The organism is Shinella fusca (assembly GCF_014203155.1).
Taxonomy (GTDB): domain Bacteria; phylum Pseudomonadota; class Alphaproteobacteria; order Rhizobiales; family Rhizobiaceae; genus Shinella; species Shinella fusca.
The window spans coordinates 115967-140924 of sequence record NZ_JACHIK010000004.1 but is presented as its reverse complement, the minus strand read 5'-3'; the positions used below and the strand labels follow the sequence as shown (position 1 = coordinate 140924).

The following is a 24958-nucleotide window of genomic DNA, read 5'->3' as shown; positions in this document are numbered from 1 at the left end:
GCCATGCTGGATCGTCCCCTGCGTCCCTCGCCGATCAGCCCCACGGTCGATTTTTCGGCCGAGGGGGTGCAGCACGGCTTCCTGCGCCTGCCCTACAGCCGGGACGATTCCGCCTGGGGCTCGGTGATGATCCCGCTCACGGTCGTGAAGAACGGCGAGGGGCCGACGGCGCTGCTGACCGGCGGTAACCACGGCGACGAATACGAAGGGCCGATCGCGCTCTTCGACCTTGCGCGCACGCTGAAGGCCGAGGACGTGACCGGCCGCGTCATCATCGTCCCGGCGATGAACTATCCGGCCTTCCTTGCCGGCACGCGCACCTCGTCCATCGACAAGGGCAACATGAACCGCAGCTTCCCCGGCGCGCCGGACGGCACGGTGACGCAGAAGATTGCCGACTATTTCCAGCGCGAACTGCTGCCGCTCGCCGACATCGTGCTCGACTTTCATTCGGGCGGCAGGACGCTGGATTTCCTGCCGTTCTGCGCCGCGCATATCCTGCCCGACAAGGCGCAGGAGGCCAAAGCCTTCGACCTCGTTTCCGCCTTCGGCGCGCCCTGGTCGATGAAGATGCTGGAGATCGATGCGGTCGGCATGTACGACACGGCGGCCGAGGAGATGGGCAAGGTCTTTATCACGACAGAGCTCGGCGGCGGCGGCACGGCGACGGCCAAAAGCGCCGGCATCGCCAAGCGGGGCGTTGCGAACGTGTTGAAGGCGGCGGGTATCCTCAAGGGCGCGGTCGAGGCGGCCGCGACCACCTGGCTCGACATGCCGGACGGCAACTGCTTCTCCTTTGCCGAGGACGGCGGGCTTCTCGAACCGCTGTTCGATCTGGGAGAAAAGGTCGGGACCGGCGACGTCCTCGCCCGCATCTATCCCGCCGGGCGCACCGGCGCCGAGCCGCTGGAGGTGAAGGCGCGGATGGACGGCATCCTCACCGCCCGCCATTTCCCGGGCCTCGTCAAGCCTGGCGACTGCGTCGGCGTGCTCGCGACCGTCGTGGGATGACGCTCCGGACGGAGCCGCACATGCCGGCTCCGTCCCCTCCGGCTTACCGGATTTCATTACTTGACGCGACTTCGCAAACATCAAACAACTGGATCGCCGCCTGCCCGATGCGGGCGGGCGGCAGATTGCAGTTGAAGGAGAAGACGTGAGCGATGAATGAGACCCTGCCCGTGGCCGCTCGCCCGCAAACGCACATGGCCGTCCTGCTCGTCCTGAGCCTGACCCATCTGCTCAACGATCTCATCCAGTCCCTGATCCCGGCGGTCTACCCGATCATCAAGGACGCCTACATGCTCGACTTCGTGCAGATCGGGATGATCACCATGACCTTCCAGGTGGCGGCGTCCCTGCTGCAGCCGGTCGTGGGCCACGTCACCGACCAGCACCCGATGCCCTATTCGACGGTCGCCGGCATGGTCTTCACGCTCGTCGGGCTGCTGGGGCTCGGCTTCGCCTCGAGCTACGGCCTCATCCTCGTTTCGTCCGCCTGCATCGGCATCGGCTCGTCGATCTTCCATCCCGAAGCGACGCGCATGGTCCGCAACGCCTCCGGCGGCCGGCAGGGGCTGGCGCAGGGCCTGTTCCAGATCGGCGGGCAGGCCGGCGGCGCGCTCGGGCCGCTGCTTGCCGCCTTCATCATCGTTCCGCGCGGGCAGACGAGCCTTTCCTGGTTCGCGGCCGCCGCGCTGCTCGCCATGCTGCTGATGGTCTGGACCGCGGGCAAGCACACGACCATCCGCAAGCGGCTGGCGGCGGCGAAGGCCTCGAACCCGGCCAAGGCCGCCAGCCCGCATCCGCCGTCGACCGTGCTGCTCGGCCTCATCGTCCTGACGCTGCTGATGTTCTCCAAGAATGCCTATGGCGAGAGCTTCCGCTCGTTCTACACCTTCTACCTGATCGATCATTTCGGCGCCTCGATCCAGACCTCGCAGGTCATGCTCTTCGTGTTCCTGCTGGCCTCGGCCGCCGGTGCGCTGATCGGCGGCATCATCGGCGACAGGATCGGTCGCTACCGCATCATCTGGATATCCGTGCTCGGCCCGCTGCCGCTGACGCTCCTGCTGCCCTATGCGGATTTCTTCTGGACCGGCGTGCTGACCGTCCTGATCAATCTGATCATGGCGAGCGCCTTCGCCTCCATCCTGATCTACGCGATGGAACTGGCGCCGACCCGGGTCGGGCTTGTCGGCGGGCTGTTCTACGGCCTCAATTTCGGCCTTGCGGGGATCGCCGCGGCCATACTCGGCGGCCTTGCCGACAGCATCGGCATCGAGAGCGTCTACCGGATCTGCTCTTTCCTGCCGCTTGCCGGGCTTCTCACCTGGTTCCTGCCCCGGATCGAGGACCGGCGGCCCGAAGCGGCCTAGCCGGCCCGCATCCTTCCGGCCGGGCCGCAGCCTCGTGCGGCCCGGCCCCCGTGCTTCCGAGGCCTTCGTTGCACGCCTTGGAATTGAGAAAAGCATATTTTCTATAAAAATAGTCAAATAAAGAACGGCGTGCCTGCTGCCGCCCGTTTTCGTTTGTTATCCCTATGAAGACCCAAGGAGATAGCGGAGCGGGAACGATGAATGCCCATATCGAGAACACGCATTTCAATCCACAACGGACGGTCGCGGCCGAGCGGCCGGTCGATGCCGATCACCTGAGGGCGGCCCTGCGCACGCTCGGCGGCGGTGTCAGCATCATCACCGCGGGCGAAGGCGAGGCCCGCACCGGCGCCACCGTCACGTCCGCGACGGCATTTTCCGTCGAGCCGGCGCGCATGCTCGTTTCCCTCAACCGCGCCTCGTCCACCTGGCCGGTCGTGGAGCGCTACGGCCATCTCGGCATCAACGTGATCGGCGCCGAGCATGAGGGGCTCGCCAACCAGTTCGCCGGGCGCGGGGGCCTGCGCGGCCCCGCCCGCTACAACGGTGCGGAATGGACGACGGCGGTCAGCGGCGCGCCGCTGCTTGCCGATGCGGTCGCCGCGATCGATTGTACCGTCGAGGAAGCCATCGAGCGCCACAGCCACGTCCTCGTCATCGGCAAGGTACTGGCGATCCGCATCGGCGCCGGCCGCTCGCTGCTCTACCAGGACGGCCGCTACCACGCCGTCGCCGGCACCGGCTGAACGGCCCCATTCCACGGCACGAAATTCAACGCATGCACCACCCGCCGCCGGCGGGATCGAGAACCCGCGGCCGCACGACGGCCGACCTGTCGAGACGAAAGGAAACGACATGACACGCAAGATCAGGCTTGGCGCCTTCCTTCCCGGTGGCGGACAGCACATCGCCTCGTGGCGGCATCCGGACCAGCCGGCCGACGGCGCCACCAGTCTGGAATTCCACAAGCAGCTCGCCCGCACGGCCGAACGCGGCCTCTTCGACGCCTATTTCCTGGCGGACAACCTGTCCATCGGCTTCGGCGGCGCGCGGGAGGGGGGCAGCGCCCGCGTGGCGGGCTTCGAGCCGGTGACGCTATTTGCCGCGCTTTCCGGCTTCACCACCAATCTCGGCTTCATCGCCACGGCCTCCACGACCTACGAGGAGCCCTACAACACGGCGCGCAAATTCGCCTCGCTGGACCTCATCTCCGGCGGGCGCGCCGGCTGGAACGTCGTGACGACGACGGGCGATCCGACCGCGCAGAACTTCAATCTCGAGACCCAGCTTCCCCATGCCGCCCGCTATCGCCGCGCCGCCGAGCATGTCGAGGTGGTCAGGAAGCTCTGGGAGAGCTTCGAGGACGACGCCTTCATCCGCGACAAGGAGAGCGGCGTCTTCTACGATCCGGAAAAGCTGCACGAGAGCGAGCATCGCGGCGAGCATTTCCAGGTGCGCGGACCGCTCAACGTGCCCCGCTCGCCGCAGGGCCATCCGGTGATCGTGCAGGCCGGCCAGTCGGATGACGGGCGCGGGCTTGCCGCCGCCACCGCCGAGGTGATCTTCACCGCGCACCAGCACATCGAGACGGCGCAGGAATTCTACCGCGACATCAAGGCCCGCGCCCGGGGGCTCGGCCGCAACCCCGACCATATCCTCGTCATGCCGGGCGTCGCACCCTTCGTCGGCCGCACGAAGGCCGAGGCTGAGGAGAAATACGACCGCCTGACGTCGTATATCCTCGAGGCGGACGGCGTGGGCCTCCTCAACGGCCTGACCGGCGGCACGCTCGACCTTCGCGGCTACGATCTCGACGGGCCGCTGCCGCCGGCCCCGCCGACGGAAGGCATGAAGAGCCGGCAGGCGCTCATCCGCCAGATCGCCGACGAGAACAATTTCTCGATCCGCCAGCTCTACCAGTGGGTCGCCACCGCCCGCGGTCATTTCACCGTCGTCGGCACGGCCGAGACGATCGCCGATACCCTGCAGGAATGGTTCGAGAACGAAGCTGCAGACGGCTTCAACATCCTGCCGCCGTGGCTGCCGACCGCGCTCGACGATTTCGTCGACCTGGTGATCCCCGAGCTCCAGCGCCGCGGCCTGTTCCGCACCGAGTACGAAGGCCGGACGCTGCGGGAAAACCTCGGCCTGCCGTTCCCCGTCAACCGCTGGGCCGGCGCGCGCGCCGCCGTCCAGGCCGCCGAGTAAGGAGAAAGCAATGTCCTACGAGAACGTCAACTCCACCCTCGGCGCGGATTTCCGCCTGACGGCCCGGCCGCGTCCGGTCCTGGTGCTCGCCGCAAGGCTCAAGGCGGGCCTCTCGCCCTTCCTCGCCCGCTACGGGCTGGTGGTCGGCTTCCTTGCGCTCTGGCAAATCTCCGCCACGCGCGGCTGGGTCAACCCGGCCGTCTTCCCGCCGCTCGACGTCATCGTCTCGGTCCTGTGGGGCAGCATTTCCAGCGGGGCGCTGGTCGACGACATCGCGATCAGCCTCCAGCGGGCCGGCATCGCCTTTGCCGCGGCCGTCGCCGTCGGCATTCCGCTGGGCCTCGTCATGGGGCAGGCGCGTGCTGTCGAACAGGCGCTCGACCCGCTGTTCCAGTTCTTCCGGCAGACCTCGGCGCTGGCGCTCTATCCGGTCTTCATCCTGCTGCTCGGGCTCGGCGAGACCTCGAAGGTCTTCGTCATCTTCTGGGCGACCCTCTTCCCGATCCTGCTGTCGACCATCGGCGGGGTGAAGGAGGTCGACACGAAGCTGATCGAAATGGCGCGGACCTATGGGGCAGGCCGGCTTGCCATCTTCCGCCGGGTCGTGCTGCCGGCCTCGGTTCCGGCCATCTTCGTGGGCCTGCGCCTTTCGGCCACCACGGCGCTGCTGCTCCTCATCGCCGCCGAGATGATCGGCGCCAACAAGGGCATCGGCTTCCAGGTGATGAACGCGCAGTACAATTTCCAGATCCCGCTGATGTTCGCGGCGATCCTGCTGCTGGCGCTCCTCGGCCTTGCCGCCAATGCCGCGCTCGTCCTTCTCCAGCGCAAGCTGTGCCGCTGGGCGCAGCCGGCCGTCTGATCTTTCCCCTTCTCCATTTTCCCAAAGGAAACCGACATGACCCTCCATTCCCGTAAACTGCTTCTTTCCGCCGCGCTCCTTCTCGGTCTTGCGAACGCCGCCTCGGCGGAAGAGGTGAAGCTGCGCTATCTTGCAAGCCAGGGCGGCCTTGCCGCCCACGAGCTTGCCGACGAGCTCGGCTACTTCAAGGGCACCGGCATCACGCTGGAAAACGTCGGCTATGCCGGCGGCGGCCCGGCCTCGCTGATCGCGCTCGCCTCCGGCGACGTCGAGATCGGCAGCGCGGCGACCGCCGCCGTCCTCAATTCGATCGCCGTCGGCAACGATTTCATCGCCGCCTATCCCTCGAACGGCATCAACAAGGAGGTGCAGTCCATCTTCTATGTGCTGGAGGACAGCCCCATCCATGAGATCAAGGACATCGCCGGCAAGAGCATCGCCGTGAATACGCTCGGCGCGCATCTCGACCACACGATCCGCGAGGCGCTGCATTCCGTCGGCCTGCCGACCGACGCGGCCAACCAGGTCGTCGTGCCCGGCCCGCAGCTCGAGCAGGTCCTGCGCTCCGGCCAGGTCGACATCTCGGCCTTCGGCTACTGGCAATCGACCTTCGAGGGCGCGGCGCGCAAGAACGGCGGCCTGCGCGCCGTCTTCGACGATACGGACGTGCTCGGCGAGATCGCCGGCGGCTTCGTCGTCCTGCGGCGCGATTTCGTGAAGGCGCATCCCGAGGCGACCAAGGTCTTCGTGGAGCAGTCGGCCCGCGCGCTCGACTACGCCCGCGAACACCCGGAGGAAACCCGCAAGATCCTCGCGAAGGCCCTGGAGGCGCGCGGCGAGAACCCGGATATCGCCCAGTATTTCCAGGGCTACGGCGTTCGCGCCGGCGGCCTGCCGGTCGAGCGGGACGTGCAGTTCTGGATCGACGTGCTGGTGCGCGAGGGCAAGCTGAAGGAAGGCCAGCTCGTCGCCAAGGACATCCTCTATTCCCCCGAAACGGCAACGAACTGAGGCGCGACCCATGAGCCTTTCCGCCGAGACGATCCGTGGAGAGGTGACGATCCGTCACCTCTCGAAGAACTACACCCTGAACGGACGGCCGCTGCCCGTCCTTGCCGACCTCAACCTGCAGATCCGCTCGGGCGAGAGCCTTGCCATCGTCGGTGCCAGCGGCTCGGGAAAGACCACGCTGCTGCGCATCCTCGCCGGGCTTGAGAATGCCGACGGCGGCGAGGTGCTGATCGACGGCAAGGCGGTTTCGGGCGTCGGCGCCGAGCGCGCCGTCATCTTCCAGGAGCCGCGCCTGCTGCCCTGGCTGACGGTCATCGAGAATGTCGCCTTCGGCCTCGATACGCGCGGCGTCAGCCGGGCGGAGGCGAAGAGCCGGGCGCGCCGCTATGTCCAGCTCGTCGGCCTGCAGGCCTTCGAGAACGCCTATCCGCGGCAGCTTTCCGGCGGCATGGCGCAGCGCGTCGGCATTGCCCGGGCGCTGGCGGTGCAGCCGGAAATCCTCCTGCTCGACGAGCCGCTCGGCGCCCTCGACGCCATGACGAAGATCGGCATGCAGCAGGAACTGACCCGCATCTGGCGCGACGAGGACGTGACGACCATCCTCGTCACCCACGATCTCGAAGAGGCGGTCTACCTTGCCGACCGCATCCTCATCCTGCCGCGGGAGAAGAATGCCGCGCCGCGGCTGATCGAGATCGATCTTCCCCGCCCGCGCGACCGCAGCGCGCCGGAATTCGTGCGCTATCGCGAGGACCTGCTGAACCTCTTCGGCCTGCACTGACGGGCCGACGCGCAAGCGAACGACCCCGCATGCGAAGGCATGCGGGGCCGTTTACAAATTTCAGGCCGCCGTGTCGGCGGGGCCCGTTCCCTGGCCGTCGAGAAGCCAGCTTATGCTGACCTGCAGGATGCGCGCCAGCATGTCGAGGCGGTTGGCGCGCGGTTCGGCCCGGTCGTTTTCCCAGTTGGTCCATGTCTCCACGGTCACGCCGGCAACGGCGGAAATCTGCTCGACCGTGAGGCCGACGGCATCGCGCGCAAGCGAGATCCGGCCGCCGATCGTGTCGTGGGCGGTGTCGGCCGCAGCGTGCGGTGCAAGGGTTGCGTCATAAGGCATGTCGGTACTCCTTGTCTGGGGGCGCCCCGCGGATCGTCCGCGGGGCGTTTTTTGCATCGAGGCGCGGGATCAGCCGTCTTCCTTGCCGAGCCAGGCCTTGACCTCGTCCGGATGGGCCGCGATGTATTTGTCGACGGCCTTCTCGTAAGAGGTCTCCTGGGCGTCGAACATCGCCGCTTCGAGATCGCCGATCGGCAGCTTCATGCGTGACAGGAAGCCGGCGACTTCCGGATCGTCCTTCTCGAAATCCTTGCGGGCGAGGACGTCGACATGCTCGGCTTCGCCGAGCGCGCCCTTCGGGTCGTCGATGTAGCGAAGCTCGTACTTGCCGAACATCCAGTGCGGGCTCCAGGAGGTGGCGACGAACCAGTCCTTCTTGCGGATCGCCCGGTCGACCGTCGTCAGCATGCCGGCCTCGCTGGATATCTGCAGCTTGTAGCCGTCGAGCCCGTAGTCCTTGACGGCCTCTTCCGAAAGGCGCGTGAGGCCGGCGCCCGGGTCGATGCCCTCGACGCGGCCCTTCAGCTTCTCCTTCACCTCGTCCTTCTTCAGGTCCTCGATGGAGGAGATGGCATCCTCGGGAATGTATTTCGGCACGACCCAGCCGAGCTTCGCCCCGTCATAGACGGTGCCGAGCGTCGTCACCTTGTCCTTCACCTTGGCGAAGTAGTCGGCATGGGTTTGCGGCAGCCAGGCCATCATCATGGCGTCGAGGTCGCCGCGGGCGACGCCCTGGTAGAGCGGCGCGACGTCGGTCTGGACCAGGTCGACCTTCCGGCCGAGCTCGTCCTCGATGAGCTTCGCGGCGAGCTTGGTCACGAATTCGGCGTCGGACCAGGCAGCCCAGCCGATCTTCACCGGCGCCTTGTCTTCTGCGAATGCCGTGCCGAACGTGCCGGCGAAGAGACCGGCTGCAAGGCTCATTGTAACGAGTGTCTTTAACATCTTTGCTCCTTTTTGGAAGGTTCGCATGTGGCGGCGCGGGGCCGCCCTTTTCAGGCCGCAGCGGTGGAGGCCACCTGCTGGTCTGCCTGTCGGCGGAAAAGGCCGCGCCAGAAGCTGGCGCGCTCCTTCCCGAGGCTCTGGGTGATCCGGTCGAGGATCACCGCGAGGATGACGACGGCGATGCCGCCCTCGAAGCCGGTGCCGACGTCGAGGCGCTGGATGCCGGTCAGCACCGTGTTGCCGATGCCGCCCGCGCCGATCATCGAGGCGATGACCACCATGGAGAGCGACAGCATGATCGTCTGGTTGATGCCGGCCATGATGGAGGGCAGCGCATTGGGAAGCTGCACCTTGAAGAGCAGTTGCGAGGCCGTGCAGCCGAAGGCGTTGCCGGCCTCGATGAATTCCACATGCACCTGGCGGATGCCGAGATTGGTGAGACGCACGACGGGCGGCATCGAGAAGATGACCGTCGCGATGGTGCCGGGCACGGCGCCGAGGCCGAAGAACATTGCCGCCGGGATGAGGTAGACGAAGGCCGGCATGGTCTGCATGAGGTCGAGCACGGGCCGCACGACGGCGGCGACCCGGTTGCTGCGCGCCATGGCGATGCCGAGCGGCAGGCCGATCAGCATGGCAACGAGCGTCGAGGCGATGACCAGCGACAGCGTCTCCATCATGGCGGGCCACAGGCCCATATGGTCGACCAGCCAGAGCGAGAGGGCGGTGAAGACGGCAAAGCCGAAGCCGACGCGCCAGAGCGACAGCAGCATGAAGACGGCAAGGCCGAGCGGCATGGGCGCGGCCAGCAGCAGCGCCTGGATGCTGTTCGTCACCGCGCCGATGGCGGCGGCGATGAAATCGAGCAGCGGGGCGAAATTGTCGAGGATGTAGTTGACGGCGCTGTCGACGCCGTCACCGATATCGAAAGTCATGGGATTGTCTCCGAAGGGGCGCGGTCAGGCGGTGCGGTCGAGCGTTTCGAGAAGCGCGGACTTGCTGATGGAGCCGAGGTAGCGGTTCGCCTCGTCGACGACCGGCACCGGAAAGGCGCTGGCGGCGACCCTGCCGAGTACGTTGGAAAGGCTCTCGGCAGCGGGGATCGGCTCGATGTCCGGCAGGAAGGCGCGGCGGTAGGGATCGCTCGCCCCGTCGCGGGCGGTCTCGATCAGCGAGGACCGGCTGACCATGCCGTGATAGGTCTTGTCACGGCCGAGGATGATGGCGACCTCGCGGTCGTAGTGCTCCATGCGCTCCAGTGCCGCGGCGGCGGAAACGCCCTGCCGCTCGATGATCGTCACCTGCGTCTTGCGGGCGACGTCGCCGGCGCGGAAGACCTGCGAGACATCGACATTGCGGAAGAAGGACCGCACATAGTCGTTGGCCGGCTTCAGCACGATCTCGTCGGGCGTGCCCACCTGCACCACCTCGCCGTTCTGCATGATGCAGATGCGGTCGCCGATGCGCATGGCCTCGTCGAGGTCGTGGCTGACGAAGACGATGGTGCGGCTGTGCTCGGCCTGGAGGCGGACAAGCTCGTCCTGCATCTCCGTGCGGATGAGCGGGTCGAGCGCGGAAAAGGCCTCGTCCATCAGCAGGATCGAAGGCTCGCCGGCAAGCGCCCGGGCAAGGCCGACGCGCTGCTTCATGCCGCCGGAAAGCTGGTCCGTGCGGCTGTCGTCGTATCCGTCGAGCCCGACGGCGCGCAGCGCGGCGCGGGCGCGCTCCCTGCGCTCGGCCTCACCGACGCCGGCGACCTCCAGCCCGAAGGCGGCATTGTCGATGACGGTGCGGTTGGGCAACAGCGCGAAGGACTGGAAGACCATGCTGATGTCGCGGCGGCGCAGCGCGATCAGTTCGCTGCGCGGCATGCGCGCGACGTCCCGCCCGTCGATCTCGATCGCCCCGGAGGTGGGCTCGATCAGCCGGTTGACGAGGCGCAGCATGGTGGATTTTCCGGAACCCGAAAGCCCCATGATGACGAAGATCTCGCCGGCGCGGATATCGAAGCTGGCGTCGTTGACGCCGATGGTGCAGCCCGTCGCGGCGTGGATCTCCGCCTTGGTCCTGCCGGCTTCGAGAAGGGCGAGCGCCTTTTCCGGGCGCTCGCCGAAAACCTTGAAAACGTTCCTGATACTGATCTTGACCGGCCGGTCGTCTGCCGGAAGGCCGCTCTCAGTTGAAAATGCCATATTGTCCTGGGCCCGGCTCCGCAAGCGGGGCGCTCTCCTTTGTCTGCCTTGAGCCGATGAAGCAATCAGCGGGATGAAAGACGCGCATGCGAAAGGGTTTCGCAAAAAAGATAGCGCGTCGCAATTTGGACACCTTATGGCATGGCGATGCCGTAATGTCCACACTTACGGAAAAAAATTCTATTTACCGTTTCCTGTTGCACGGAAAATGGAATGCTTTCGCGGGGTTTCCGAAGGAGCAAGCCGCTGCCGCCGTTCACGCTTTATCGAGTAAACCAAATCCTTACGCCGACACCCTAGTCTCGCGCGAGGCGTGAAGCGTCGCGCCGGTCCGTTGTGAGTGTCGAACGCATGAAGAAGCCTGAAATCGCAGCTTCGATTGGCGATGCATCGAACGATGCGGCATGCGGGGAGCCGGCTTCGGGCCGTTCCTGGCAGGAACTCGATTTCTGGATGAACTGCATCGGCGCTCCGATGGTGCTGGTGGAGAAGACCGTGCTGACGGTGCGCTATGCGAACCGCAACGCGGCGATCCTCTTCGGCATCGGCCTAGAAGCCTTCCGCGATCATCCGGTCGAGGGCCTCGTCGGCCCCGAGGCGACGCTCATGCTGGGCCAGATCTGGAGTGTCGCGCCCGTCGGCGTGCCGGGAGAGCCCTTCCTCATCCGCGCCGTCGTGCAGGGGCAGGAGCGCGTCCTCATGGTGCAGGCGACCAAGATCGTCGTCGAGGGCGAGACCCTGCGGCTGCTGACCTTCATGGATGCCCCGCCGCAAGGCTCCGTCACGCTGGCGGGCTGGCAGGAGAACGTCCTTTCCCTGCTCAACTGGCTGCCCTTCGGCTTCGAGATCGCCAGCGCCGACGACCAGATCCAGTTCGCGAATTCGACCTTCAAGGACATGTTCGGCTATTCGCAGGACGATATCGCCAATATCGACGACTGGTGGCGGCTTGCCTATCCGGATCCCGACTACCGCGCCTTCGCACGCTCGCAATGGTACACGTCGATTGCCGCCGCGCGCGCCGAGAACCGCGAGATGACGCCGTTCGACCTCGACGTGGCGACGGCGCGCGGCGAGCGGCGGACGATCCAGTTCCGCCACCGCACGATCGGCAATTTCAACGTCAACCTCTATATCGACGTCACGCGCGAACGGGCCTATGCCCGGGAGCTGAAAGTGCTGGCGGACACCGATCCGCTGACGGGGGCGATGAACCGGCGCCGCTTCTTCGAGGAGGCCGACCGCCGCCACGGGAAGGGCCGGCCGGTCGCCTTCCTCATGCTGGATATCGACCACTTCAAGACCATCAACGACAAGTACGGCCACGGCGTCGGGGACCTGGTCCTCGTCGAGTTCACACGGCGTTGCAACGCCGTGCTCCAGGCGGAGGATTGCTTCGGGCGCATGGGCGGCGAGGAGTTCGCCATCGTTCTCGCCCGGCCGGAGGGCATGACGGACGTTCTTGCGGTCGCCGAGGAGATCCGGCTTGCGGTCTGTGCGCAGCCCTTCCTCGTCGCCAAGACGTGCCTGCCGGTCTCGACCAGCATGGGGGCCGCGATCTGCGCGCCGGGCGAGAGCGTCAGTTCGGGCATCTCGCGTGCCGACCACGCCCTTTATTCCGCCAAGGCGGCCGGCCGCAACCGCGTCATCTTCGATCGCGGGTAAGGCGCCTCAGGAGGGCTCGCCGTCCGCCGGGCAGGCCACCTTTGCCGCGGGCGGCGTTTTTCCGCTCTCCGTCTGCGCCGCCTGAAGGTTCCTGTACCGTCCGTCCTTGCGCGCGATGAGCTCGGCATGGGTGCCGCTTTCGACGATGCGGCCCTCGTCGACGACGAGGATGCGGTCGGCATTCGCGATGGTGGCGAGGCGGTGGGCGATGACGAGCGTCGTGCGGCCCTCGGAAAGCTCGGCGAGCGATTGCTGGATCGCCCGTTCCGTCTCGGTGTCGAGCGCCGACGTCGCCTCGTCGAGGATGAGGATCGGCGGGTTCTTCAGGAAGATGCGGGCAATGGCGAGGCGCTGCTTCTGCCCGCCGGAGAGCTTCACGCCGCGCTCGCCGATGACCGTGTCGAGACCGTCCGGCAGGCTGGCGATCACGTCGTCGAGCCGCGCCCTGCGGGCCGCGTCCCGGACCTCCGCCTCGCCCGCCCCGAGCCGGCCGTAGGCGATGTTCTCGCGGACCGTGCCGGCGAAGAGGAAGACATCCTGCTGCACGATGCCGATATTGGAGCGCAGCGATTTCAGCGTCATGTCGCGGATGTCGATGCCGTCGATGGTGATCGCGCCGCAAGCCACCTCGTAGAAGCGCGGCAGCAGCGAACAGATCGTCGTCTTGCCGGCGCCCGACGGGCCGACGAAGGCGACCGTCTCGCCCGCCTTCACCGCAAGGTCGAGCCCGGCAAAGACCGCCCTTCCGCCGCCATAGCCGAAACCGACGCCGCGGTATTCGATATCGCCCGCAAGCCGCGCGACGTCCTTCGCCCCCGCCCGGTCCATGATGTCCGGCTCGGTATCGAGGAACTGCGTATAGCGCGTGAAGCCGGCAATGCCCTTCGGATAGGTCTCGATGATCGAGTTGATCTTGTCGATCGGCCGGAAGAACACGTTGACGAGGAGGAGGAAGCCGACGAAGCCGCCGGCAGAGAGCTCGCCGCGCGTGACGAACCACGCACCCGCCAGCATCACCACCACCTGCACGAAGCGCATGGAGAGATAGGAGAGCGAGGCGGACGCGGCCATCACCTTGTAGGCCTCGAGCTTGGTGGTGAGATAGTTGCGGTTGCTCTCGGCGAAGAGCCGGCGCTCGTGGTCCTCGTTGGCGAAAGCCTGCACGACGCGGATGCCGCCGACATTCTCCTCGATGCGGGCGTTGAAATCGGCGACGCGGCCGTAGATCGCGTGCCAGGTCGAGGTCATGCGCGCGCCGTAATGGGTGGTGACGAAGGCCGTCAGCGGCACGATGACGGCGGTGATCAGCGCCAGCGGCCCGTGCACCCAGAGCATGAGGAAGAAGGCGCCGACCAGCGTCATGATGGCGATGAAGAGGTCCTCCGGCCCGTGATGGGCGACCTCGCCGATCTCTTCGAGGTCCTTCGTCAGCCTTGCGACGAGATGGCCGGTCTTCTGGTTGTCGAAGAAACCGAAGGAGAGCTTCTGCAGGTGGTCGAAGGCCTTGCGGCGCATCTCGGCCTCGATGCGGATGCCGAGCATGTGGCCCCAATAGGTGACGATGACCTGGAGGCCCGCATTGAGGAGGTAGATGAGGAAGAGGCCGACGGCGGCGAGCGCGATGAGGTCGAGCCGGCCGGTCGGAAGCAGCCGGTCGATGAAGAGCGTGACGGCGACGGGGAAGGCGAGCTCCAGCAGGCCGGCGGCGACGGCGGAGGAGAAATCCAGCGCGAAGAGGGCGCGATGCGGGCGGTAGTAGAATGCAAAGCGCTTCAGGAGGTCACGCATCGGCATGCGGGCTTTCGGTATCGGTCCTTGAGTCATGACGCTCGATTACCCTGTCTTTGCCGGCCGCGCCGCAGGTTTTTTGCCCCGGCCACGATTTTATGAGTGTGGCAGGGCGGTTTACCGCGTGCCGCGGCGGGAAAGTCTCCGCGTCACGGAACATTCGGCCGGCCTTGCGATTGGTATCCGTTCCCTCAACCCATGGAGATATCAATGGCAACCGAGAAGACACTGGACGACCTGTTCCTCGATACGCTCAAGGACATCTACTTCGCCGAAAAGCAGATCCTGAAGGCCCTGCCGAAGATGGCGCGGGCAGCGCAGTCGGAAGAGGGCAAGCAGGGCTTCCTCCACCATCGCGACGAAACGCAGGGCCAGATCGAGCGCCTCGAAGAGGTCTTCGAGCTCCTTGGCAAGAATGCCCGGGGCAAGACCTGCGAAGCCATCCAGGGCATCATCGCCGAAGCCGAGGAGATCATGGACGAGTTCAAGGGCACGGCGGCGCTCGATGCCGGCCTCATCTCCTCCGCGCAGGCCGTGGAGCATTACGAGATCGCCCGCTACGGCACGCTGATCGCCTGGGCCCGTCAGATCGGCCTCGACAAGGCGGTTCCGCTTCTTCAGGCCAATCTCGACGAGGAGGCGGCAACCGACAAGAAGCTGACGAAGCTCGCCGAGACGGCCGCCAATCCGAAGGCGAAGAAGGCGGCCTGACGCCGCACGGAACGGCGGCCATCCCGGCCGCCTTCCGCCCAAGGCCATCGCGACCCGGGACCCAAGACGATGCTGAAGAAGGTGAACGCCCCCGCGCCGGCCTTTCAGGAGCATGCGCAGGACGATCTCGAAACCATGCATGCGGCGGCGGCGGAGTGCCGCCGCTGCGACCTCTACCGCGAGGCGACGCAGGTCGTCTTCGGGGAAGGCGCGACGCGCGCGAGGGTCTTGCTGGTCGGCGAGCAGCCGGGCGACCGGGAGGACCAGCTCGGCCATCCCTTCGTGGGGCCGGCGGGCCGCTTCCTCGACGGCTGCCTCGAAGAGGCCGGCATCGACCGGGCGGACTGCTACCTCACCAATGCGGTCAAGCATTTCAAGTTCAAGCGGTTCGGCAAGCGGCGCATCCACGAACGGCCGAACACCGGCGAGGTCCGGCAATGCGCCTGGTGGCTGGGCGGGGAGATCGCGCGGCTGAAGCCGGCACTCCTCGTCGCCCTCGGCGCGACGGCGACCTTCGCCCTTCTCGGAAAGCGCCATGCCGTCACCGCCGACCGGGGCCGCATCGTCGAGACGGAAAGCGGTATACCGACGCTGATCACCGTCCATCCCTCCGCGCTCCTGCGCACGCGCGGCCGCCCCGATGCCGAGCAGGAAAGGGGGCGTTTCGTGGCGGAGCTGCGGAAGATCAAGCCCTACCTCGAAGGCTGAGGATCATGCGGCGGGATCGTCGCCTGCCGTCTTTGCGCAATCGCTGATTTCCGTTTCCGGCCGGTCGCGTCCCGCGGCCACCTCGTTGTGCCATTTTCCGTCCTCCGCCTGATAGGAGATGAAGCGGTCCTCGTCGGTCTGCTCGTGGCGCTCGGCGGCGATGCGGGCGGCGGCGAGCGCGTCGGCATGGTTCGGGAAGGTTTCGGAAAAGACGTCCTCCAGCCGATAGGCCCATCCGTCCTCGTGCGGCACGACATGATAGGTGATCGGCATGGGATGCTCCTTGTCCGGTTTCGCTGGAGGGGCAACTGGCCGCGCGGCGAATGGTTCCGGGCGGTGGAACAATGGCCGCCCTGATCGGTTCGATCCACACAGCCAAAGGCACGAGCGACGAAGTGGAGAAGGCGATGAACGACCGCAAGCAAGGCTCCCGCGAAGAGGATTTTCGCGACTACGAGGAGCGCGACACCCGCGACGGCTGGCCCTATTCGGACAGCGACGGCGACCGCAAGGCAGGTGAGAATGCCTCCTATGGTGCGCCCGGCGCCAATTTCGACGTGCGCGACAACAAGGGCGTCGAGGTGACCGCGGACCCCGAGCTGCGCGACGTCGACGGCGCGCCGCTGCCCTTTTTCGACGGCAGCGAGGACGTCATCGCGGACGACGACCTGGAGGAGCGCATCACGCAGGCGCTCGAGAACGATCCCCGCGTCGATCTCGCCCTGCTGGAGATCACCATACGCGACGGCGTCGTCGAACTGGACGGCTCGGTCGACGGCGAGGAGGACCGGCGCCATCTCATCGCGCTTCTGCGCGGGGTGAAGGGCCTGCGCGGCCTCAAGGCGGAGGGGCTGCTTGCCCGCGGCGTCGATAGCCACCTGCCGCGCGACGCAGACGAGTAGGAGATCACCATGGCCATCATTCCGAACGATCCCAATCCGCAGCCCGGCCCGAACCCGGTGCCGGACCTGCCGCCCATCGACAAGCCGGTTCCGCCGATCAAGGAGCCGGAGCCCGACCGCCTGCCCGACGAGGACCCGACCCCCAATCCGGACGAGAACGACGATCCTGCCCGGCATGTGCGGTAACGGGCTCAAAGCCCGAACGGGAACGTGTCCGGCACCTGTCCCGGCCGTTCTCCCCCACATCCAGGCTGGAAAGCGCCGAAAGGGCGGCTCCCGCCCTTCCATCGTTCCGCCATGCACGAAGCGGTCGACGGCGGCGGCATCCGGCCAGTCTGCCTCCACCGCGACGATGGTGAAGCCGTGCCGCTCGATGAGGCGCTGCGTGATGGCGGCGCGGGCGCGGTAGAATTCCGACGTGCCGTGGCTCGCCTCGCCGAGGAGGACGACGCGGCGGTCCGCGAAACGGTCGAAGAAGCCGGCTGTGGGAGGCATTGTTCCGGCCGGGTTTCCGGCGTGGACAAGATTTGTTAATTCCAGTAGAATTACATTGACATTTCAATATTGAAGCGCGTTATAAAGATAACAACAAATAACGGGTTCTGCATGCTTGCCATAGTCGCCGATGACCTGACGGGAGCGCTGGATACGGCCGCGCCTTTCGCGAGCCGGGGGCTCCATGTCGAGGTGGCCCTGGATGTCGGGGCCATTGCGGCGGCGGTGCGGGAAAACCCGGCCGTTCTCTCGGTCACGCTTGCCTCGCGCGAGATCGACGCCGCCGCGGCGCGTGACGTGGCGGCCGCCGCGCTTGCCGCGCTGCCGCCCGGAACGCGCCTCTTCAAGAAGGTGGATTCCCGCCTCAAGGGCCATATCGCCGAAGAGCTCGACGCCGTGCCGTTCCGCTCGGCGCTGGTGGCGCCGGCGATCCCGGCCTTCGGCCGGGTGGTCAGGAACGGCCATGTGCAGGGCTTCGGCGTGGAAACGCCGATCTCCGTCGCGGAAAGGCTCGGCCGGCATGCCGCGCGGGCCCGCATCCCCGACACGATGACCGCGCAAGACATGGCAGCGGCGCTCGATCTTGCGATCGAGGACGGCGTCGACCTCCTCATCGGCGCGCGCGGCCTTGCCGAGGCGCTGGCCGAGCGGATGGCCGGGGATGTAGCGCCGCGGGCCGCGGAAATCCCCGCGGGCAGGGGGCTCTTCGTCATCGGTTCGCGCGATCCGATCACCCTTGCCCAGATCGAGGCGCTGCGCGCGGCCGTCGATCCGCGCTACCTGCCGGCGCCGAACGGCCGCCTTCCCGGCGCCGTGCGTGACGCGGGCGCGATCACGCTGGTGCAGGCCGTGCCGGGCGCGACGGCCGCGACGGGGCAGGCGGTTTCGCTAGCGCTTGCCGAAAGTGTCTGCCCAGCCTTGACGGAGGGCGCATCGACATTGCTTCTTTCCGGTGGGGCGACGGCGGAGGCCGTGCTTTCGAAAATGGGGATCACGCGGTTTCGCCTGATGGGGGAATGCCTGCCCGGCCTGGGCTTGGCGCACGCCGAGGGACATTGCATCATCGCGAAATCGGGCGGATTCGGCGGGCCGGAGACGCTGAAGGAGATCGCGGAGGAAATCCTCCGCAGGACGGGATGACAGATGGGACTGGAGAACGGAACAGCACGCAAGAGCCTCGGCGACATCGTCTTCGAGCGCATGCACCGCGCCATCAAGTCGGGCGCCTACCAGGCGGACGAGCGGCTGCCGACGGAGCATGACCTGGCGATCGAGTTCGAGGTTTCCCGCCCCGTCGTGCGCGAGGCGCTGCGGCGGCTGCGCGAGCAGGGGTTCATCTATTCGCGCCGGGGCGCCGGCAGCTTCGTGCGCGCCGTCGGCATGCGCGAGCCGCTCGGCTTCGGGCAGCTCGAAAACGTCGCCGATCTCCTCAACTGCTACGAGTTCCGCCTGACCGTCGAGCCGGCCGCGGCCGCTGCGGCCGCGGAGCGCCACGACGCCGATACGATGAGCGCCATCCGCCAGGCGCTCGAGCTGATGCGCGACGCCACCAACCGGCAGTCCCACCGCGAGGATGCGGACTTCCAGTTCCATCTCGCCATCGCCCGCGCGGCGCAGAACAGCTATTTCTTCACGGCCATGGAAGCCCTCAAGGACCATATCGCCGTCGGCATGCGCTTCCACGGCGCCTCGGTAAAGCGCGAGACGACCGGCCTCAGCCGGGTCTTCGCCGAGCACGAGGCGATCGCCGACGCCATTACGCGCCGGGACGGCGCCAAGGCCCGCCAGCTCATGCACGACCACCTCAGCGGCTCGCGCGAGCGCCTGTTCCAGACGAGCAAGTAGGCTTCGTTCACTTTCCCTCTCTCTTCCGTCATGCTCGGGCTTGACGACGGTGGGGGAGGCTTCGGCTGCCCGCCAAACGAAAGAGGCCGCCGGAGCGATCCGGCGGCTTTTCCCTTGGGAGGATCGGCGGTCCTTCTAGAAGGCCGCCTTGTAGATGGCGAGGACGTCTTCCACGCTCATGTCGATGGGGTTGTTGTCCATCAGGCGGCGGTTGGCGTGGGCTTCGCCGGCATAGAGCGGCAGGTCGTCCGCCATCGCGCCGTGCGCGGCAAGCGACATCTCGATGCCGAGGTCGCGGCAGAAGCCGCAGGCGGTGTCGAGCAGCGCTTCCGTGGAAAGGTTCTCGCCGAGGCCGAGCGCTTCGGCCACTTCCGCCGTCTTGTCCGCCGCCACCTGCCGGTTGAAGGCAAGGACGTGCGGGAAGATGACCGCATTGGCAAGGCCGTGCGGCAGGCGCAGGCGCGTGCCGAGCGGGTAGGCGATGGCGTGGCCGGCGGCGGTGTTCACCGGGCCGAGGCAGATGCCGCCGTAGTAGGAGGCGAGCATCAGCCCCTCGCGCGCCTCCGTGTCCGCCCCGTCCCTCACGGCACGGGCGAGATATTTGCCGACGAGGCGGAAGCCCATGCGGGCGAAACCGTCGATCATCGGATGGGCGCGGCGGTTGGTGAAGGCCTCGACGCAATGCGCCATGGCGTCGACGCCGGTGGCGGCGGTCACGGCCGGCGGCACGGAATAGGTGAGTTCCGGATCGAGCACGGCGAAGTCGGCGATCATGTGCGGGCTTTCGACCGCGATCTTGTTGCCCTTGGCGGGGTCGGTGATCAGCGAGCGGATGCCGGCTTCCGAGCCGGTGCCGGCGGTGGTGGCGACCTGCGCGAGCCGCGTGCGGCGGCCGGCGACGCGGTTCGGGCCGGCGACGTCGGCGAGCGTCTGCTCGCTGTCCCACAGCACGGCGACGAGCTTGGCGACATCGAGCACCGAGCCGCCGCCGAGGCCGACGACGAGGTCGGGCCTCGCCCGCCGCGCGGCGTCGAGCGCGGCGTCGAGGGTTACGATATCCGGTTCGCCGGGGATCGCGTCGAAGACGGTGACGCGGCCGGAAAGGTTCAGGCGATCCGCAAAGCCGGCGGTGACCGGCGTCGCGATAACGAGGATGGTGGCGGCATCGCCCGCCCAGGCGCCGACGTCCGCGACCGTGCCGGCCCCGACGGCAAGGCGGCGGGGCTGGTGAAGGGTGATGGGAGCGATGGTCATGGTGTCATCCTCGCTTGGCGTCGCCGGCCACGAGCTTGCGGGCATAGGCGATGGCGGAATTCATGTTGCCGTGATTGGCGATGCCCTTGCCGGCGATGTCGAACGCCGTGCCATGGTCGACGGAGGTGCGGTCGATCGGCAGGTCCACCGAGACGTTGACGGCCGTGTCGAAGGCGACGAGCTTGATCGGGATGTGGCCCTGGTCGTGATACTGCGCCACCACCAGGTCGAAGGCGCCGGAATAGGCGCGGTAGAACACGGTGTCGGCCGAGATCGGGCCCTGCACGTCGATGCCCTCGGCGCGCGCGGCGGCGACGGCCGGCGCGATCTGGTCGTCGTCCTCCGTGCCGAAAAGGCCGTTCTCGCCGCAATGGGGGTTGATGCCGGCGACCGCGATCTTCGGGGCGGCATAGCCGATGCGCTTGAGGTGGGCGTTGCCCGCCCGGATGGTCGCCAGCACCCGCTCCGTCGTCGAGCGGCGGATCGCTTCCTGCAGCGAGACATGGGTGGAGACGTGGATGACCTTGAGACGGTCCGAGGCGAGCAGCATATAGGCCGCCTTGGCGTCGGTCAGGCTGCGCAGCATGCCGGTATGGCCGTCGTAGTGGTGGCCCGCAAGGTTCAGCGCCTCCTTGTTGATGGGCGCGGTGACGATGCAGCCGATCACGCCGGCCTCGGCATCGCGCACCGCCTTCTCGATGAAGCGGAAGGCGGCGTCGCCCGCCACGGGGCTGAGCTGTCCCCAGGGCAGCGGCGCCCCCTCGACGGGAAGGTCCACGACGTAAGGGGCAAGGTCGATATCGATGCCGAGCGCCGTGCGGGCGGCCTCGAGCGTCGCGAGATTGCCGTAGATGCGGATCGTCGCCCGTTCCCCGGAGGACATGCCGGCCAGCGCGCGGACGGAAATCTCCGGGCCGACCCCGCACGGGTCGCCCATGGTTATGCCGATGATGTTGCTCATGAAAGTCTCCGTGCGTCGGCGCTCGCCCAGCCGGGGGCAAGGCGGACATATTTGATGGCGCGCCGGTGGTAGGTGTAGGCAAGGTGCATCGTGCCGTCCGGCCCTTCCAGTAGCCAGGGATAGGACATTTCCTTGTTGCGGCCGTCGGTCGAGTCGTTGGAAAGGCAGGTGCCCGGGCCGTCCTCGATGAGAAGGCGCACGGGGAAGGTCTTCCCGCCGTCTTCCGAAAGGCAAAGGGCGACCGGCGCGCGCGGCACGCCCCAGACGGGTACGCAGCCGCCGGCCGGATCCGCGTCGGGCCGGTCGTCGTTTTCGCCGAGCTCGTCATAGAGCGAGACGCGCCTGTCTGCCGACTGGGCGGCGCTGACGGGATTGCAGATCATCGCGACCCGCCCGTCCGAAAGGTGGACGGCGGCGATGGAGGAATTGTTGTTCGGCACGTCGCTGGCCGCAGGCGCGGACCAGGAGCGCCCGCCGTCGCGGCTCTCGGTGCGGTAGACATGGTCGGCCTGCCGGCGGCGGAAGAAGGCGGCAAGGCGCCCTTCGCCCAGCGAGACGGGCGACATGTGCACGCAGCCGATGGACTGGCCGAGATCCTCCAGCCGCCAGGTCGCGCCCTGATCCGGCGAAATGCCGACGGCGGCCGTGTCGTGGCTGCCGTTCCATTTCTGGCCGGGACGCTGGACGCAGCGGAAGATCGGCAGCAGCCACGCCCCGTCGTCGCGCACCACCAGCGGCGCGCGCACGAAGCAGCCGCGCGGCAGGTCGAGGTAGCGGCCTTCGGATGCGGTCAGCACCAGCGGATCGGATGCGTCGCGCCGGATTTCGGCCATGCGGATGCGGCATTCGTCCTGGTTGCCGGAGGGCTGCGAGGTGTGGAAGAGCCAGAGCCGGCCGTCCGGGGCGGTGAAGAGTACCGGGTTCTGCTCGGAATGATCCGCATCGAAGCTCAGCCGCTGCGGCGGCCCCCATTGCGTCGCGCCCTGCGGCAGGACGGAGGCGAAGATGGAGATGTCCGACTTGCCTTCCAGCGTGCCCCCGAACCAGGCGCAGACGAGCGCCCCGTCGGAGAGCATGTGCAGGAACGCCGCATGGTTCTGCACCATGGGCGAGGGCAGCAGGGCCTCCGCGCGCTCGGGCGAAACGGCCTGGAGCAGGCCATTCATGTTGCGGGCTATTTCTTGCGGGTCCATTTCGCGCTCCTCCTCCTGCATGGTGTCGAAAATCGCGAAATTTCCAAAGTTGTCAAGTTTAAGTATGTTACTCGTCTTCTAATTTTTGCTGTTATCTTTACATAAATAACTGATTTAAAACGAATAATTTTTATGGTTTTAAAACGTACGATTTTACATTGCGAAACAAATTGACAAACTTGCCTGAAAAGGGGATGGTCTGGTCAAGCCGGCGGGAGGACGCCGGGAAGGAGGATTCCATGCCGGTAACCGGCAAACCCCCGAAGGCCAGGGCGGCCGTCATCTTTGCCGTCGGCGCCGCCATCCTGGCGGCGAGCGATGCGGTGATCGTGCGCGCCCTCGACGGTGCGGTGCATCCGTTCGTCATCGGCTTCTTCCGGGCCTTCTTCGGCGCCGTCGTGCTTCTTCCGTGGATCGCCCTGCGCCCCTCGGTGCTGCGCTCGGTCCATCCCCTGCGCCAGCATGCGGTGCGCGCAGGCTTCAAGCTTCTCGCCATGGTCGCCTTCTTCGCCGCCTTCAGCTGGGGTCCGCTTGCCGACGTCACGGCCATCGCCTTCACCTCGCCGGTCTTTCTCGTGCTCGGCGCCGCACTGACGCTCGGCGAACGGCCCGGCCCGGCGATGATCGGCGCCGTCGCCATCGGCTTCGTCGGCGCGCTCTTCGTCATCGGGCCGTCCGGCGCCGGCTTCAGCCTTGCCATTCTTCTTGCGCTTGCGGGCGCGGTGCTCCAGTCGGCCATCCAGCTCATCCTCAAATCCATGTCGAAGGGGGATGCGACCGGAACGCTCGTCGTCTGGAACCTTCTCCTGACCGTGCCGATTGCGCTCCTCTTCGCGCTTCCGTTCTGGACCATGCCCGGATCGAAGGAGATGGGGCTGCTCGCGCTGCAGGGCGTCATCGGCGCCGCCTGCATGGGGCTGATGACCCATGCCTTCTCGCTCGCCCCCGCCACCATCGTCGCCCCCGTCGATTTCCTGCGCCTGCCTCTGGTGGCGCTCGGCGGGTTCGCGCTGTTCGGCGAAAACATCGCCCTGACGACGCTGTGCGGCGGCGGGCTCATCTGTTGCGCGGCACTGATCGCCGCGCGATCGGGAAAACCGACATCTGCCTGAACGACTTTCACTAGGGAGGAAATGCCGTGAAAAAAATGCTCATCCTGGGTGCCCTCATGCTGGGGTCCACCCTTTCGACCGCCTTCGCCGGGTCCGGCCCGATCAAGATCGTGCTTCCGGAAGAGGCCGACCTGCTCGAGCCCTGCATGGCGACGCGCTCCAATATCGGCCGCGTCATCATGGAGAATGTCAGCGAGACGATGACCGAGCTCGACGTGCGCGGCGACAAGGGCCTGATGCCGCGCCTTGCCGAGAAGTGGGAGCAGAACGCCGACGGCAGCTGGCGCTTCCACCTGCGCCAGGGCGTCAAGTTCTCCGACGGCACGGGCTTCGACGCCAAGGACGTCGAGCACAGCTTCAACCGCATCATGAGCGACAAGAACTCTTGCGAGTCGCGCCGCTACTTCGGCGGCATGACGATCACGCCGACCGTCGTCGACGACTACACGATCGACTTCAAGGCCGATCCGGTCCAGCCGATCCTGCCGCTACTGATGTCGCTGCTGACGATCGTTCCGGAGGAAACGCCGATGGAATTCGTGCGCGAGCCCGTCGGCACCGGCCCCTACAAGCTGACCGAATGGACGCCGGGCCAGCAGATCGTGCTCACCGCCCGCGACGACTACTGGGGCGAGAAGCCGGAAGTGACGGAAGCGACCTATCTCTTCCGCGCCGATCCGTCCGTCCGCGCCGCCATGGTGCAGACCGGCGAGGCGGACCTTTCCCCGTCGATCTCGCAGCTCGACGCCACCAACCCGGCGACCGACTTCTCCTATCTCGACAGCGAGACCGTCTACCTGCGCATCGACCACAATATCGAGCCGTTGAACGACGTGCGCGTGCGCCGTGCGCTGAACCTTGCCATCGACCGCCAGGCCTTCCTCGGCACGCTGGTGCCCGAGGGCGCGCTGCTGGCGACCGCCATCGTGCCGCCGCCGACGCTCGGCTGGAATCCGGACGTGAAGGTCTTCCCGTTCGATCCGGACGGCGCCAAGAAGCTCCTGGAAGAAGCCAAGGCCGACGGCGTCAAGGTCGACACGCCGATCACCATCATCGCCCGCACGGCCAACTTCCCGAACGTCACCGAGATCATGGAGGCCATCCAGGCGCAGCTCCAGGACGTCGGCTTCAAGATCGACCTGAAGTTCGTCGAGGTCGCCGAGCACGAGCAGTACTACTCCAAGCCCTTCAAGGAAGGCCGCGGCCCGATCCTCGTCGCCGCCATGCATGACAACTCCAAGGGCGACCCGTCGTTCTCGATGTTCTTCAAGTACGACTCCGAAGGCACGCAGTCCGGCTTCTCCGATCCGAAGGTCGACGACCTGATCAAGCGCGCTTCGGCCGCCGTCGGCGATGAACGCGCCAAGCTCTGGAAGGAACTCATCGCCTATCTGCATGACGACGTCGTCGCCGATGTGCTCCTGTTCCACATGGTCGGCTTCTCGCGGGTTTCCGAACGTCTCGATTTCACGCCCACCATGGCGACGAACGGGACGCTCCAGCTCTCGGAGATCAAGATCAAGTAAATGCCTCTGGCGAACCCTGCGTTCGCCGGCCACAACAGCAATCAAGGCGGCGGGATGATCCCGCCGCCGGGTTTATCCGAGGGCG

General features: G+C 66.8%; 25 protein-coding genes and 1 pseudogene. 16 read left to right on the top strand and 10 right to left on the bottom strand.

The features are described from left to right. The first annotated feature begins 3 nt into the window (after positions 1-3). The 7 genes from doeB to HNQ66_RS07695 all read left to right on the top strand — a co-directional run bounded on the left by doeB (position 4) and on the right by HNQ66_RS07695 (position 7240). Positions 4-1011: a N(2)-acetyl-L-2,4-diaminobutanoate deacetylase DoeB gene (doeB, locus tag HNQ66_RS07725; protein WP_184142594.1), complete on the top strand. Its 1008-nt coding sequence runs from the start codon at positions 4-6 to the stop codon at positions 1009-1011. Positions 1012-1163: 152 nt separating this feature from the next. Further along, positions 1164-2378, top strand: a complete 1215-nt coding sequence (locus HNQ66_RS07720) for an MFS transporter (RefSeq protein ID WP_184142591.1) — start codon at positions 1164-1166, stop codon at positions 2376-2378. 197 nt (positions 2379-2575) lie between these two features. Continuing rightward, entirely contained in the window at positions 2576-3124 is a 549-nt protein-coding gene (locus tag HNQ66_RS07715) for a flavin reductase family protein (RefSeq protein WP_184142588.1), read from the top strand. A gap of 109 nt (positions 3125-3233) precedes the next feature. Further along, positions 3234-4586: an LLM class flavin-dependent oxidoreductase gene (locus HNQ66_RS07710; RefSeq protein WP_184142585.1), complete on the top strand. Its 1353-nt coding sequence runs from the start codon at positions 3234-3236 to the stop codon at positions 4584-4586. 10 nt (positions 4587-4596) lie between these two features. Beyond that, a complete protein-coding gene (locus HNQ66_RS07705; RefSeq protein WP_184142583.1) occupies positions 4597-5448 on the top strand; it encodes an ABC transporter permease in 852 nt (283 codons plus the stop codon). Positions 5449-5484: 36 nt separating this feature from the next. Further along, positions 5485-6459 carry an ABC transporter substrate-binding protein gene (locus HNQ66_RS07700; protein WP_184142580.1) on the top strand — a complete coding sequence of 325 codons (975 nt, stop codon included), beginning with the start codon at positions 5485-5487 and terminating at the stop codon, positions 6457-6459. Positions 6460-6469: 10 nt separating this feature from the next. Continuing rightward, positions 6470-7240 (top strand): ABC transporter ATP-binding protein, encoded by a 771-nt coding sequence (locus HNQ66_RS07695; protein WP_184142577.1) that lies wholly within the window; start codon positions 6470-6472, stop codon positions 7238-7240. Positions 7241-7300: 60 nt separating this feature from the next. On the opposite strand, the gene HNQ66_RS07690 is transcribed toward HNQ66_RS07695, so the two are convergent. The 4 genes from HNQ66_RS07690 to proV all read right to left on the bottom strand — a co-directional run bounded on the left by HNQ66_RS07690 (position 7301) and on the right by proV (position 10713). Continuing rightward, on the bottom strand, positions 7301-7576 hold the full coding sequence (locus tag HNQ66_RS07690; protein ID WP_184142574.1) for a helix-turn-helix domain-containing protein: 276 nt from the start codon (positions 7574-7576) through the stop codon (positions 7301-7303). 69 nt (positions 7577-7645) lie between these two features. Beyond that, a complete protein-coding gene (locus HNQ66_RS07685) occupies positions 7646-8521 on the bottom strand; it encodes a glycine betaine ABC transporter substrate-binding protein (protein ID WP_184142571.1) in 876 nt (291 codons plus the stop codon). 50 nt (positions 8522-8571) lie between these two features. Beyond that, positions 8572-9456 carry an ABC transporter permease gene (locus tag HNQ66_RS07680; RefSeq protein ID WP_184142568.1) on the bottom strand — a complete coding sequence of 295 codons (885 nt, stop codon included), beginning with the start codon at positions 9454-9456 and terminating at the stop codon, positions 8572-8574. Positions 9457-9480: 24 nt separating this feature from the next. After that, positions 9481-10713, bottom strand: a complete 1233-nt coding sequence (gene proV / locus HNQ66_RS07675) for a glycine betaine/L-proline ABC transporter ATP-binding protein ProV (RefSeq protein WP_184142565.1) — start codon at positions 10711-10713, stop codon at positions 9481-9483. Positions 10714-11064: 351 nt separating this feature from the next. Here proV and HNQ66_RS07670 point away from each other — a divergent pair, with 351 nt between their 5' ends. Beyond that, entirely contained in the window at positions 11065-12378 is a 1314-nt protein-coding gene (locus HNQ66_RS07670; protein ID WP_184142562.1) for a GGDEF domain-containing protein, read from the top strand. A gap of 6 nt (positions 12379-12384) precedes the next feature. Here HNQ66_RS07670 and HNQ66_RS07665 read toward each other — a convergent pair whose 3' ends face one another. Then, the gene (locus tag HNQ66_RS07665) at positions 12385-14166 is read right to left on the bottom strand and encodes an ABC transporter ATP-binding protein (RefSeq protein WP_184143277.1); all 1782 of its coding nucleotides are present in this window, start codon (positions 14164-14166) and stop codon (positions 12385-12387) included. A gap of 210 nt (positions 14167-14376) precedes the next feature. Between HNQ66_RS07665 and HNQ66_RS07660 the strand changes: the two genes are divergently transcribed. Together HNQ66_RS07660 and HNQ66_RS07655 are read left to right on the top strand one after the other, a co-directional pair. After that, entirely contained in the window at positions 14377-14877 is a 501-nt protein-coding gene (locus tag HNQ66_RS07660; protein WP_184142559.1) for a YciE/YciF ferroxidase family protein, read from the top strand. 69 nt (positions 14878-14946) lie between these two features. Further along, entirely contained in the window at positions 14947-15585 is a 639-nt protein-coding gene (locus tag HNQ66_RS07655; protein ID WP_184142556.1) for a UdgX family uracil-DNA binding protein, read from the top strand. A 3-nt stretch (positions 15586-15588) separates the two neighbouring features. On the opposite strand, the gene HNQ66_RS07650 is transcribed toward HNQ66_RS07655, so the two are convergent. Continuing rightward, positions 15589-15858 carry a DUF2188 domain-containing protein gene (locus HNQ66_RS07650; protein ID WP_184142553.1) on the bottom strand — a complete coding sequence of 90 codons (270 nt, stop codon included), beginning with the start codon at positions 15856-15858 and terminating at the stop codon, positions 15589-15591. A 71-nt stretch (positions 15859-15929) separates the two neighbouring features. Between HNQ66_RS07650 and HNQ66_RS07645 the strand changes: the two genes are divergently transcribed. Together HNQ66_RS07645 and HNQ66_RS07640 are read left to right on the top strand one after the other, a co-directional pair. Next, a complete protein-coding gene (locus tag HNQ66_RS07645) occupies positions 15930-16487 on the top strand; it encodes a BON domain-containing protein (protein ID WP_184142551.1) in 558 nt (185 codons plus the stop codon). A gap of 9 nt (positions 16488-16496) precedes the next feature. After that, positions 16497-16673: a hypothetical protein gene (locus HNQ66_RS07640; RefSeq protein ID WP_184143305.1), complete on the top strand. Its 177-nt coding sequence runs from the start codon at positions 16497-16499 to the stop codon at positions 16671-16673. A gap of 54 nt (positions 16674-16727) precedes the next feature. Here HNQ66_RS07640 and HNQ66_RS07635 read toward each other — a convergent pair. Further along, positions 16728-16964: pseudogene (locus HNQ66_RS07635) on the bottom strand (erythromycin esterase family protein); the annotation flags it as partial. Positions 16965-17093: 129 nt separating this feature from the next. On the opposite strand from HNQ66_RS07635, the gene HNQ66_RS07630 reads away from it, so the two are divergent. Continuing rightward, entirely contained in the window at positions 17094-18122 is a 1029-nt protein-coding gene (locus HNQ66_RS07630) for a four-carbon acid sugar kinase family protein (RefSeq protein ID WP_184142549.1), read from the top strand. 3 nt (positions 18123-18125) lie between these two features. After that, positions 18126-18827 carry a FadR/GntR family transcriptional regulator gene (locus HNQ66_RS07625; RefSeq protein ID WP_184142546.1) on the top strand — a complete coding sequence of 234 codons (702 nt, stop codon included), beginning with the start codon at positions 18126-18128 and terminating at the stop codon, positions 18825-18827. A gap of 135 nt (positions 18828-18962) precedes the next feature. On the opposite strand, the gene HNQ66_RS07620 is transcribed toward HNQ66_RS07625, so the two are convergent. The 3 genes from HNQ66_RS07620 to HNQ66_RS07610 are packed head-to-tail and all read right to left on the bottom strand — an operon-like array spanning position 18963 to position 22235. Beyond that, the gene (locus HNQ66_RS07620) at positions 18963-20081 is read right to left on the bottom strand and encodes an iron-containing alcohol dehydrogenase (protein ID WP_184142545.1); all 1119 of its coding nucleotides are present in this window, start codon (positions 20079-20081) and stop codon (positions 18963-18965) included. 4 nt (positions 20082-20085) lie between these two features. Further along, positions 20086-21042: a 4-hydroxythreonine-4-phosphate dehydrogenase PdxA gene (gene pdxA, locus HNQ66_RS07615; RefSeq protein ID WP_184142544.1), complete on the bottom strand. Its 957-nt coding sequence runs from the start codon at positions 21040-21042 to the stop codon at positions 20086-20088. Further along, a complete protein-coding gene (locus tag HNQ66_RS07610) occupies positions 21039-22235 on the bottom strand; it encodes a sialidase family protein (RefSeq protein WP_184142542.1) in 1197 nt (398 codons plus the stop codon). The genes pdxA and HNQ66_RS07610 overlap by 4 nt, the downstream gene beginning before the upstream one ends. A 239-nt stretch (positions 22236-22474) precedes the next feature. Here HNQ66_RS07610 and HNQ66_RS07605 point away from each other — a divergent pair, with 239 nt between their 5' ends. Further along, positions 22475-23347: a DMT family transporter gene (locus HNQ66_RS07605; RefSeq protein WP_184142540.1), complete on the top strand. Its 873-nt coding sequence runs from the start codon at positions 22475-22477 to the stop codon at positions 23345-23347. A 26-nt stretch (positions 23348-23373) separates the two neighbouring features. After that, positions 23374-24873 carry an ABC transporter substrate-binding protein gene (locus HNQ66_RS07600; protein ID WP_184142537.1) on the top strand — a complete coding sequence of 500 codons (1500 nt, stop codon included), beginning with the start codon at positions 23374-23376 and terminating at the stop codon, positions 24871-24873. The last annotated feature ends 85 nt before the right edge of the window (positions 24874-24958 follow it).

What these genes read in the sequence shown, in the direction of transcription:
- doeB (WP_184142594.1), top strand. Translation starts at nt 4, where the DNA reads ATGCTGGATCGTCCCCTGCGTCCCTCGCCGATCAGCCCCACGGTCGAT.
- HNQ66_RS07720 (WP_184142591.1), top strand. Translation starts at nt 1,164, where the DNA reads ATGAATGAGACCCTGCCCGTGGCCGCTCGCCCGCAAACGCACATGGCC.
- HNQ66_RS07715 (WP_184142588.1), top strand. Translation starts at nt 2,576, where the DNA reads ATGAATGCCCATATCGAGAACACGCATTTCAATCCACAACGGACGGTC.
- HNQ66_RS07710 (WP_184142585.1), top strand. Translation starts at nt 3,234, where the DNA reads ATGACACGCAAGATCAGGCTTGGCGCCTTCCTTCCCGGTGGCGGACAG.
- HNQ66_RS07705 (WP_184142583.1), top strand. Translation starts at nt 4,597, where the DNA reads ATGTCCTACGAGAACGTCAACTCCACCCTCGGCGCGGATTTCCGCCTG.
- HNQ66_RS07700 (WP_184142580.1), top strand. Translation starts at nt 5,485, where the DNA reads ATGACCCTCCATTCCCGTAAACTGCTTCTTTCCGCCGCGCTCCTTCTC.
- HNQ66_RS07695 (WP_184142577.1), top strand. Translation starts at nt 6,470, where the DNA reads ATGAGCCTTTCCGCCGAGACGATCCGTGGAGAGGTGACGATCCGTCAC.
- HNQ66_RS07690 (WP_184142574.1), bottom strand. Translation starts at nt 7,576, where the DNA reads ATGCCTTATGACGCAACCCTTGCACCGCACGCTGCGGCCGACACCGCC.
- HNQ66_RS07685 (WP_184142571.1), bottom strand. Translation starts at nt 8,521, where the DNA reads ATGTTAAAGACACTCGTTACAATGAGCCTTGCAGCCGGTCTCTTCGCC.
- HNQ66_RS07680 (WP_184142568.1), bottom strand. Translation starts at nt 9,456, where the DNA reads ATGACTTTCGATATCGGTGACGGCGTCGACAGCGCCGTCAACTACATC.
- proV (WP_184142565.1), bottom strand. Translation starts at nt 10,713, where the DNA reads ATGGCATTTTCAACTGAGAGCGGCCTTCCGGCAGACGACCGGCCGGTC.
- HNQ66_RS07670 (WP_184142562.1), top strand. Translation starts at nt 11,065, where the DNA reads ATGAAGAAGCCTGAAATCGCAGCTTCGATTGGCGATGCATCGAACGAT.
- HNQ66_RS07665 (WP_184143277.1), bottom strand. Translation starts at nt 14,166, where the DNA reads ATGCGTGACCTCCTGAAGCGCTTTGCATTCTACTACCGCCCGCATCGC.
- HNQ66_RS07660 (WP_184142559.1), top strand. Translation starts at nt 14,377, where the DNA reads ATGGCAACCGAGAAGACACTGGACGACCTGTTCCTCGATACGCTCAAG.
- HNQ66_RS07655 (WP_184142556.1), top strand. Translation starts at nt 14,947, where the DNA reads ATGCTGAAGAAGGTGAACGCCCCCGCGCCGGCCTTTCAGGAGCATGCG.
- HNQ66_RS07650 (WP_184142553.1), bottom strand. Translation starts at nt 15,858, where the DNA reads ATGCCGATCACCTATCATGTCGTGCCGCACGAGGACGGATGGGCCTAT.
- HNQ66_RS07645 (WP_184142551.1), top strand. Translation starts at nt 15,930, where the DNA reads ATGGCCGCCCTGATCGGTTCGATCCACACAGCCAAAGGCACGAGCGAC.
- HNQ66_RS07640 (WP_184143305.1), top strand. Translation starts at nt 16,497, where the DNA reads ATGGCCATCATTCCGAACGATCCCAATCCGCAGCCCGGCCCGAACCCG.
- HNQ66_RS07630 (WP_184142549.1), top strand. Translation starts at nt 17,094, where the DNA reads ATGCTTGCCATAGTCGCCGATGACCTGACGGGAGCGCTGGATACGGCC.
- HNQ66_RS07625 (WP_184142546.1), top strand. Translation starts at nt 18,126, where the DNA reads ATGGGACTGGAGAACGGAACAGCACGCAAGAGCCTCGGCGACATCGTC.
- HNQ66_RS07620 (WP_184142545.1), bottom strand. Translation starts at nt 20,081, where the DNA reads ATGACCATCGCTCCCATCACCCTTCACCAGCCCCGCCGCCTTGCCGTC.
- pdxA (WP_184142544.1), bottom strand. Translation starts at nt 21,042, where the DNA reads ATGAGCAACATCATCGGCATAACCATGGGCGACCCGTGCGGGGTCGGC.
- HNQ66_RS07610 (WP_184142542.1), bottom strand. Translation starts at nt 22,235, where the DNA reads ATGGACCCGCAAGAAATAGCCCGCAACATGAATGGCCTGCTCCAGGCC.
- HNQ66_RS07605 (WP_184142540.1), top strand. Translation starts at nt 22,475, where the DNA reads ATGCCGGTAACCGGCAAACCCCCGAAGGCCAGGGCGGCCGTCATCTTT.